At 66.5% G+C, this 3,558-nt stretch carries 4 protein-coding genes; 2 read left to right on the top strand and 2 right to left on the bottom strand.

Annotation, left to right across the window (positions count from 1 at the left end; genetic code table 11):
* Positions 1–988 (top strand): MFS transporter (locus EOA60_RS23955; protein WP_164899495.1); only part of this gene is annotated, 988 nt, incomplete at its 5' end.
* 27 nt (positions 989–1,015) lie between these two features.
* Here the strand turns inward: EOA60_RS23955 and EOA60_RS23950 are convergent.
* A complete protein-coding gene (locus EOA60_RS23950; RefSeq protein ID WP_066994945.1) occupies positions 1,016–1,615 on the bottom strand; it encodes a LysE family translocator in 600 nt (199 codons plus the stop codon).
* 100 nt (positions 1,616–1,715) lie between these two features.
* Between EOA60_RS23950 and EOA60_RS23945 the strand changes: the two genes are divergently transcribed.
* Entirely contained in the window at positions 1,716–2,582 is an 867-nt protein-coding gene (locus tag EOA60_RS23945) for a LysR substrate-binding domain-containing protein (RefSeq protein ID WP_095801621.1), read from the top strand.
* 49 nt (positions 2,583–2,631) lie between these two features.
* Here the strand turns inward: EOA60_RS23945 and EOA60_RS23940 are convergent, their stop codons facing one another.
* Positions 2,632–3,282: a dihydrofolate reductase family protein gene (locus tag EOA60_RS23940; protein ID WP_095823222.1), complete on the bottom strand. Its 651-nt coding sequence runs from the start codon at positions 3,280–3,282 to the stop codon at positions 2,632–2,634.
* Between the last annotated feature and the right edge of the window lie 276 nt (positions 3,283–3,558).

Genomic DNA, 3,558 nt, shown 5'->3' with positions numbered 1-3,558 from the left:
GTGGGACCGGCGGCGCGTCATCCTGTGGACGCTGGTGTTCTTCGTAATCGGCAATATCGTCGCGGCGCTAAGCTCGTCCTTCGAATTGCTGCTCATCGCACGCATCGTCATGGCGCTGTCGTCCGGCCTGTTCGCGGCAACCGCGCAAGGCACGGCCGTGGCGCTGGTCGACGACCATCACAGGGCCCGCGCCATCGCGGTCGTGGTCGGCGGCACCACGGTGGCGGTCGCGGTCGGCGCGCCGCTCGGCGCGCTGGTGGCGGCGATTGCCGGCTGGCGCGGCACCTTCTTCGCCATTGCCGGCCTCGGCGCGCTTGCCGGCGCGATCCTGTGGTGGCGGCTGCCGCGCGGTATTGTCGGCACCAGGCTGCCGCTCAAGGCGCGGCTGGCGGCGGCGGTCCGTCCCGGCGTTTTGCCGATCCTGGTCACGACCGTGCTGGCGCTGGTCGGCGCCTTCACCGTCTTTGCCTTCATCGCGCCTCTGGCGATCGAGGGCGGCGGGCTCAGCCCGCTGGCGCTTCCCGGCATGCTGCTCGCATTCGGCGTTGGCGCCGTTATCGGCAACATCGCCGGCGGCCAGGCGGCCGACCGTTTCGGCGCGGCGCGCACGGTTTGCTGGTCGCTGGGGCTGAGCGCGGCGATGCTCGTCACCTTGTCGCTGATCTCGACCTTCCTGCCGCATTCGATCGCCGGGCCGGCGCTGATGGGCATGATGGTGCCGTGGGGCATCGTCGGCTGGGCCTTCCCGCCGGCGCAGGCGAGCCGGATCATCAAAATAGCGCCCGATGCCGCCCCGATCGTGCTCTCGCTCAACGCCTCGGCGCTCTATTTCGGCGTCGCCCTTGGCGCGGTGGTCGGCGGTGCGGTGCTGCGCTTCGGCGCGCCGGCCGATCTCGGTCTGGTCGCGGCGGTATTCCCGATCGTCGGGCTGGGTGTGGTGCTCGCGGGTCGCGCACTCACTCGCCCGATCGCCATGCCGGCGGAATAGAGTTCGCGAACTGAAGACTTGCCCGCCTCAGGCTGGCCGCCACATCTGCAGGATGGAGGCGGCCAGAAGCAGGCCAAGCACGATGTTGAGCGCGCGCCATTGCCGCTCGGTTCGGAGCAAACGTGCCAGCAGCGTGCCGGCTACGCACCAGAGCGACAGCGAGACGGCCGCGGCAAGGCCGAACACGGCGCCGAGCAGCAATGCCAACTGCAAGGGGCCGTCGGCAAGCGCCGCGAAGGAAGCGGCCGCACCCAGGCCCATTGCCCAACCCTTGGGATTCATCCACTGAATCCCGGCGCCGCCGAAGAAGCTGTTCGGCCTAGCCATGCTCACGTCGAGCTTGGGCGGGCCGCTGCGGCCGATCCTGATCGCCAGCCAGATCAGATAGAGCGAGCCGGCGATCTTCATCGCAAGCTGGAGCGAGGGGACGGCGGCGATCAGCCCGGCCAGGCCGGCAGCACCCGCCGCCGCTACCGACGCCAGTCCCGCGGCGCTGCCGGCCATCAGCGGCACCGATCGGCGAAAGCCGAACTGCGCCCCGGATGCCGTCGACAGCGTCGTGGCGATGCCGGGCGTCGAGGTCGAGATCAACGCGAACAGGACAAGGGGGATGATGGTTTCGGACATCCAAAGCCTCCACGGTGGAAGGAGCCTGCATGTTAGGCGCTGGGCGCTATCAGTAAATGCAATGTTTGATATAGTCTGCATTAGTGATTATAATGCAGCGATGTTCCGCGATCTCGACACCACACTTGTCCGCACCTTCGTGACGACGGCCGACAAAGCCAGCATGACGGCCGCGGCCAACGCCCTCAATCTGACCCAGGGCGCCGTCAGCCAGCAGATCAAGCGGCTGGAGGAGATCCTTGGCCGGACGTTGTTCGAGCGCGACCGCCGCGGCTTGAGACTGACGCGTTCGGGCGAACGGCTGCTCGACAAGGGCCGGCGTCTCTTGCGGCTCAATGACGAGATCCTGGCGGAGATAAGCGGCAAGGCGGTCGCCGGCGGGGTGCGGATCGGCGTGCCCTACGATCTTGTCGGCACATTGCTGCAACCTGTTTTGAAAACCTACGCTGAAGCCTATCCGCAGGTGGACATTTCGCTGGTCTGCGCCTCTTCGCCGGAACTCGCGGCGGCGCTGGCGGCAGGGACGATCGACCTTGCCGTCATCGAGGAGCGGGCCGGTCCGACGGCCGGCGAGTGCCTGGTGGTCGACCGGCTGGTCTGGGTCGGTGCCAGAGGCGGTTCGGCGCGCCTGAAGCGGCCTTTGCCGGTCTCCATGGTCGCGGATAGCTGCGCCTTCCGTCCCGCGGTGCTGGCGGCGCTCGGCACGCACGGGCTCGATTGGCGCACCGTGTTCGAGAACGGCAACATCGACGCAACGATGGCAACGGTACGGTCGGACCTTGCGGTGACCACCTGGCTCGCCTCGACGGTTCCGGCCGACCTCGACATCCTGTCCGACGCCGACTTACCGGCGCTGCCGAATTTTTCCGTCAACCTGCACCTGCCGAAGCATGCAGTGACGCGGACGGCAGAGGCATTCGCCACTCATATCCGCGAGGGTCTGGTGCGGCATCGCCGGGCAGCGTGAGCGACACCTTTCGTTCCCCGCCCCCGCTTTGGGGGCGAGGAACTTGGCGCTACTTCCAGTTCTTGCGCCGTTCGAGCTCGGCTTCCGAAGGCTGCTCTGTCGCAAAAGATCCGGTCTTGACGTCGCCGCCACGTTCATAGGTCGCCATGATGACACCCGTGCTGGTGGTTTGCGACTTGATGAGCTTGAAGGCGGCGGGCATCGCGTCATCGCCGAACAGGCGCTTGCCCTTGCCCAGCAACAGCGGGAAGATCATCAACCGGATCTCGTCGATCAGCCCATTGGCGAGCAGGGTCTGGATCAGATTGCCCGAACCCTGGATGAGCAGATCGGGTCCGTCTTCCTGCTTGAGCTGTCTGAGCCTGGCAACGACATCTGGTCCAAGCGGCTGCGTGCTCTGCCAGGTCAGGCTATCCGGCCGATGCGTCGCGACATATTTGGTCGCCGGGTTGAAGGCATCTGCGATCGGATCTTTCTGATACGGCCAGTACGCGGCGAAGATGTCATAGGTTCTGCGACCGAGCAGCAGGGCGAAGGGCTTGGAGAACAATTCGTCCATTGCCTCGCCCGCCACCTCGTCAAAGTAATGGAAGGTCCAGCCGCCGAATTGAAAGCCGCCGACCGGGTCTTCTTCCGGGCCGCCCGGCGCCTGCATGATCCCGTCGAGGCTGACGAATGTGGCGGCGATGATCTTGCGCATCTGTCTTCTCCCTTTTCGTGATCCGTGCCGTCGCGGCCGGATTTCGGCCTAAGGACGGGCGACGAGCCTGCGTTCCGACACAGACTCCCGCAGATTTCTATCGTTCGCTGTCGGCGCGCATGGCGCGGGACGAAAACCAGACATCGCCGAACACGGCGGTGGCGGTTCGATCGGGCGCCTTGTCTTCGGTCAGCCAGATCGAGCGCGTGCGGCTGGCGCGTTCGCGGGTTGGCACTTTTGCGTCCGGGCCGGCGAGGGAGGCGCCGACGCAAGGGA

The sequence above is a fragment of the Mesorhizobium sp. M1A.F.Ca.IN.020.06.1.1 genome (assembly GCF_004023265.1).
Classification (GTDB): domain Bacteria; phylum Pseudomonadota; class Alphaproteobacteria; order Rhizobiales; family Rhizobiaceae; genus Mesorhizobium.
Note: the sequence above shows the minus strand (reverse complement) of the source record. Positions and strands in the feature narration are given on the sequence as shown.